Genomic DNA, 5,654 nt, shown 5'->3' on the forward strand with positions numbered 1-5,654 from the left:
TAGTTTCAGAAGCCTGGCGCTGCTCCATACCTTTCCCATATTATTTGTCATAACGCCCGTTATGGGAGCAACAATGGTTCCCTAGTGAGGACTTGAACCTATAGCTTTAGGCTGATTATGTTATTTATCGAAACTACGCTCTTCGAGGACTCTTGTAGAGGGCTTAAAGGGCTGGGCTTAAAAAATAGACATGCCAGGAATATAGTTTTGAAGTGCTTAATCTACTAAAAAAGGACGCATCTTTTGAAGTGCTTAATCTACTAAAAAAGGACGCATCACGGTTTAGTAAGCGTCCAATTAGGAGTTGTTTAGAGTATTAAGGCTAGCAGCCTATTACTAGTAGTTCCGAAAATATAGTCTATTTTAATTGGTTCATTAGCTCAAACAAGACCATTATTTGACGGTTTTACCGTAGTAGAATTTACGCAGTATCTTGGAATCTAAATTTTTGATATCTACTCTAACTAACCCGACAGACTTGTCTCTTTACTTAAACTATAAAATGCTCTAGCATCTATCAAGCCCTATCATAGTTAGCTATGGCATGATCTTGGCGTAGACGTTTCGTCCGCTTTAAACTGGATTGTGCATGTACACCCCCGCAAAAGACTATAAGTTCTGGCTCCCTAGGGAGCCCTGGGGATTACGTAACTTTTGACTGGGCTTTTTATATAACTAAAGAAAGGTTTCGGAGTATATATTGTCTAAAGAAACTGAAGATATTTATACTTACAAAAGAGTAAAGCTATCTAAAAATAATGGCAAGTTTCGTAATATTTTCATCCCTGATGAAGTATATAAAAAACACCTAAAAACTTTATTAAAGCCCTTAGAAGTCATTTACGATAAGAATCGTAAATACGATTGTGATCATGCTTTTTTTTCAGGCAAGAACTGTGTCACTAATGCGGCTCAGCACCTTAAAAATCGCTATGTATTAAGTTTGGATATAAAAGATTTTTTTGACAACATAAAAACTAAGCATTTACAAAAATATCTACCAGAAGAGATCTCGTATTTCATTTTCATTGAAGATAGGCTTCCTCAGGGATTTCCTACAAGTCCCTATGCCGCAAATATAGCAATGATTGAGTTCGACAGCATGCTTATCGACAGTATGCAATCGTGTCATAGCGACGTTGTTTATAGTAGATATGCAGATGACCTTACCTTCAGTTTCAATGATAAAGACATTCAAAACTTTATCATTAGTGAAGTAATAAAGATTTGCCACTACTACGGATTCAAAATCAACAATAAAAAGATTAAGTTCCAAGATAAAGACAATGGTAGAGCAATAATTACAGGTGTTGGAGTCTCTTATTTCAATGTTCATCCAACACGAAAAACTCTTAAAAGATTAAGAGCAGCCCGACATCAAGGCAATGATTTGCAAGCGAATGGGTTGGCTGAGTGGGCAAGCTGTAAGTTACCAAATCCACCTAATCTTAAAAGCAATACTAAATAAAAACCCACTTATTTTAAGTTCCCCAGTAACATCCATCACTATCGTAGCCTATTGGTATAGTATTACTATACATAGCTTCTTTGCGCTCTTCTTCCTTTCTAGAAAAATAACCATCAACATCATACCCAAGTATTTTTAGCTCATCATAAGATGTGCAACCAATCTTCTTCCTAAGTGCTTCAATATTATGAATAGTCCTGAGTGGCTTTTCAGGTTTATCTATAGATTTATCCATAGGTTTTTCTTCAATAATCTTTGGTCTTTTATTCATAAATTCACCCTGAGTTTTTTGCTCTGAAAGGAGAGGTCCAAGTAGAGTCCCAGTTCAAGCTTTCAGATAGATAGTAAATATACTCATATTCTTTTAGATACTGCGCAGCTATAACTTCATCTTCTATTAAAATAGCATTTTCTAAAGAATGCATCGACATCTCTGTTAAATTAGCTGAACCACTCCAGACCTTTGTAGCTTTGATTTTCTTAGAGTCTGTATCGAACTTAGCGAAAATCAAAAATTTGTTATGCATTTTAGGTGAGCAATGTCTGTACTTATCTGTCAAATAACCAAAACATCTAACAGGCTCAATATCAAAGATTTCATGGTAATCCCCCCAATAAATAAGAACACTTACAAATAGAGATTAACTGCTAAAATACACCAGCAGGAGAATCCTATGAAAAAGACACGCTTTAGCGACAACCAAATCGTCAACATCCTAAAACAAGCCGAACAAGGCGTTCCTATCACTGAGCTGTGCCGCGAGCATAACATCAGCCAAAGTACCTTTTACAACTGGCGCTCAAAGTATGGCGGCATGGATGCCTCTTTAATTGCGCGCTTAAAAGAACTTGAAGTTGAAAATGCACGTCTTAAGAAGATGTATGCTGACGAATGTCTTAAGTCCGATATTCTACAGGATGCCATGACAAAAAAGTGGTAGCGCCCCAAAGGCGCCGGCAGATGGCTTGTCACTATATTGAAGATCGTAGCATTAGCATACGCCGTGCTTGCCGTATCTTTAACATCAGCGTCACCTGTTATTATCACAAGTCGGTGGCAACAGATGAGAACCAGCAAATAGCGGACTTACTTATCAAACTGACCGATGAGAACAAGAACTGGGGCTTTGGCTTGTGCTTTTTAACCTTGCGTAATGTGCTAGGACTGCAGTACAACCATAAGCGGGTATATCGCATCTACTGCGAGCTTGAACTCAACCTTAGAATCAAACCTAAGCGTCGCATTAAACGTGCTAAACCAATACCATTAGCAGTACCTGATAGGATTAACCAAAGCTGGAGCATGGACTTTATGCACGACAGCTTAACTGATGGCCGCGGCTTTAGACTGTTCAATGTCATTGATGATTACAACCGTGAGGCACTCACCGTTGAAGTCGACTTCTCGCTACCGGCGCAAAGGGTCATACGCAGTCTTAATCAGCTTATTGAGTACCGAGGCAAACCTGTGCAGATAAGATGCGATAACGGCCCTGAATACATCAGTAATGCGCTCAAAGACTGGGCTGAGCAGCAAGGTATCATCTTAAGCTATATTGAACCTGGCAATCCACAGCAAAATGCGTATGTAGAGCGCTTTAACAGAACCATGAGATATGATTGGTTAAATCAGGAGCTGTTTGATAATCTAGAGCAGGTACGCGCACAAGCAGAAAACTGGTTATACCATTATAATCATAAGCGCCCAAACATGGGCAATGGCGGTTTTACACCGATACAGAAACTCAATCAGGCAGCTTAATTCTATTTATTAGGTGTCTTAAGTTTGGGAGGGTTACCTATAGAGCATCGAACCGTCGGCTATATATTAAAAAGCCTTACCGCTAACGAGAGAAAGGCATGAAAGAAAATAATAAAGGTTTTTTTAGTCAACGCACATTTAACATATTTTTCTCTGGAGTATTTGTTTTCATTATGGCTATGATGTTCAAAGAAAAATTAGAAACACCTGAAAATTATCTTGAAAACGTCAAAAAAAGTGAAATTATTGCTCGAGAAAAGCTTGCACCCTCTTTAAAGGAGATTTTTAAGAGTAACTCAATATCTGAAGGTCGAACGAGCAGGGGTAGTAGTTCGTTACGTTACGGAATAATGTTTGAAGATAGTGATGGTATAACTGACGATAATATAAGTAAAATCAAAGCCGATGGTTGGATACAGTATAAAAAAGATTATCAGGAGAAAGGGCGATATTTATTCTGTAAAGATAAGTATGGGTTAGCACTTGGGGAGAATAGAGACTCTACTTTTGTAACTATAGAATTTAGTAAATCATCCCCATGTTGGGATTTTGAGGAAACTTTAAAGAAGGATTGAGACCTTCCTAAATTTTGTGTAAGTATTTAATCTAAACGTCAGTTACACAGAATCTGGGATGGGCTCAGCAAGCCATGTTTTAACTGATATACCGTTTTCTTTGTCTGCCTAGCAATACGGGTCAAACTTATCCAAACTAATATAGAACAGCAAATATGATTGCGCTGAATACGTGCTTTTCGACACTGATTAGACTCTATACCTGTTAATTGCTTAATCTCACGATGAAACTGCTCAATCTTCCAGCGTATGGCGCACACCTGTTGTACGTCATCACGATTTGTTTGAGTGGTGTCGTTGGTTACGACCCAATCCGTGCGGTGAGCACTCACCACAACCCGAAACAGTTGCACTTTATAGTCTTTAGGAAATTTATTGATCTTAATTAATTTGCCATTATCTTGTTCGGCCTCAGTCCATTGTAAAGCACTGACTGAGGTATAAGCGCGTTGCCCCTTAGAATCATCAACCAAACGGTTGCTCTTAAGCGGACAGTAAAAGATTTTACCTAAACCATCAATGGTCAGCATGATATCTTTAGTGGCATACCAGCTGTCCATAAGCACCGTTTTAAATACCAATTGCTTGTACTCGATCGTGTGTCGTAACATATCTTCTAAATGATCAAGCTTGGTTTTACCATCGATGGCTTTGTCGTAAATACGGTAGTCAATAACCCAATACTGCTGGGTATGCGGGTTAACGTAGATGCAGTTTACAAGACCAATGCCTTTAATTAATCGTTTAGCATTGCCACTATATTGGCGGTTGACCAGTTCTATCTTATGACTGTGATCTTTGTCTAATACCGTATCATCAAAGAGCAAGTAACCCTCAGCATCGGCGACAATGTCTTGTTTAACTTGTTCCCATACTAGACGAGGTTTGAGCTTGTCACCTTTAATATAACGGTTGATACGGTCATGACTGATGTTCTCAGGATGATGATCAGCATAGTTGGTGATGGTGTAGTTTATTTGGCTCACCATGAGATACTGGCAATAATCTAGTCGGGTTACTTTAGGCTTCTTCATGACTATTATGGTACTACGCTATGCTTTAGGTTGGCAATATATCTCTGGTTTTGCGTAAGTCCTAACTAAGAAAACTCGTGAGCTAGACGAGAGAAAGAGCGGTGAGGTGGTCTATTGGCGTGAACAATGGGCGAAGACTGCTAATGAGCATTTGCGTGAGTATGGGATAGAGATTGACCATAGAAGTCTGAAAGATCAAGGTTTAGAGCGTGAGCCAACCATTAAAATGGGTGTGGCTGCTAGTGCATTAGAGCGTAAAGGCATCAAAACAGACCGTGGCGACATCAATCGTGAAGTAGCCAAATATAATAAAGTTCTCGAAACCAATAGTAATGAGAAAATTAACGACATTTTAAGAAAACAGCTTAAACAAGCAGCCGAGCTTCATAACAAGCTACAGTTTATCAAACGTAGGCTACCCGAAGTCAAAAGAGACATTGCTGAAAAACAGCCTAAGCTATACCAAGCCTTTGATGATCTAGGAATACCAACGGCTGAACCTGAACCCATTAGGAGTGTTGATAATGAGCAAGAACAAGAAAGAATCGAGCCAGTTAGTGCAAGATTGGATAGACAGATCAGCACTGAACGCCATACAAATGAGCGAGGACGAGAATTACCGCCAGTTGGTAGCAGCGAGAGCAACGAATTGGGGCAAGGACATAACAGCGAAGTCCGACTTACGGATCAAACAGTCACAAGCACCGCACCTAGAGATATAGCAGAACGCACACAGAAGCCCTCAGAGCCACATGAACCTCAGCAGGCCTCTAAAAAGTGGTCGATGCCAATCCGTAACTGGACGTCTGCTTTAA

7 protein-coding genes are annotated in these 5,654 nt (G+C 39.4%); 4 read left to right on the plus strand and 3 right to left on the minus strand.

Annotated elements, in window-relative coordinates:
* Positions 1-700: 700 nt before the first annotated feature.
* A complete protein-coding gene (locus tag EI162_RS13070; protein ID WP_192524761.1) occupies positions 701-1,468 on the plus strand; it encodes a reverse transcriptase family protein in 768 nt (255 codons plus the stop codon).
* Between the two features lie 13 nt (positions 1,469-1,481).
* Here EI162_RS13070 and EI162_RS13075 read toward each other — a convergent pair whose 3' ends face one another.
* Together EI162_RS13075 and EI162_RS14960 are read right to left on the minus strand one after the other, a co-directional pair.
* A complete protein-coding gene (locus tag EI162_RS13075; protein WP_192524762.1) occupies positions 1,482-1,739 on the minus strand; it encodes a hypothetical protein in 258 nt (85 codons plus the stop codon).
* 4 nt (positions 1,740-1,743) lie between these two features.
* Positions 1,744-1,995 carry a phospholipase D-like domain-containing protein gene (locus EI162_RS14960; RefSeq protein ID WP_225737000.1) on the minus strand — a complete coding sequence of 84 codons (252 nt, stop codon included), beginning with the start codon at positions 1,993-1,995 and terminating at the stop codon, positions 1,744-1,746.
* A gap of 147 nt (positions 1,996-2,142) precedes the next feature.
* On the opposite strand from EI162_RS14960, the gene EI162_RS13085 reads away from it, so the two are divergent.
* Both EI162_RS13085 and EI162_RS13090 read left to right on the plus strand, forming a co-directional pair.
* A protein-coding gene (locus tag EI162_RS13085) for an IS3 family transposase (RefSeq protein WP_192524764.1) occupies positions 2,143-3,230 on the plus strand; the annotation gives its coding sequence in 2 pieces (ribosomal slippage) (positions 2,143-2,395 and positions 2,395-3,230; 1,089 coding nt in all).
* Positions 3,231-3,328: 98 nt separating this feature from the next.
* Positions 3,329-3,805: a hypothetical protein gene (locus EI162_RS13090; RefSeq protein ID WP_192524765.1), complete on the plus strand. Its 477-nt coding sequence runs from the start codon at positions 3,329-3,331 to the stop codon at positions 3,803-3,805.
* Positions 3,806-3,843: 38 nt separating this feature from the next.
* On the opposite strand, the gene EI162_RS13095 is transcribed toward EI162_RS13090, so the two are convergent.
* A complete protein-coding gene (locus tag EI162_RS13095) occupies positions 3,844-4,839 on the minus strand; it encodes a transposase (protein WP_192524766.1) in 996 nt (331 codons plus the stop codon).
* A 106-nt stretch (positions 4,840-4,945) separates the two neighbouring features.
* Between EI162_RS13095 and EI162_RS13100 the strand changes: the two genes are divergently transcribed.
* Positions 4,946-5,654 (plus strand): MobA/MobL family protein (locus tag EI162_RS13100; RefSeq protein ID WP_192524767.1); only part of this gene is annotated, 709 nt, incomplete at its 3' end.

The organism is Psychrobacter sp. FME6, assembly GCF_014861365.1.
Lineage (GTDB): Bacteria > Pseudomonadota > Gammaproteobacteria > Pseudomonadales > Moraxellaceae > Psychrobacter.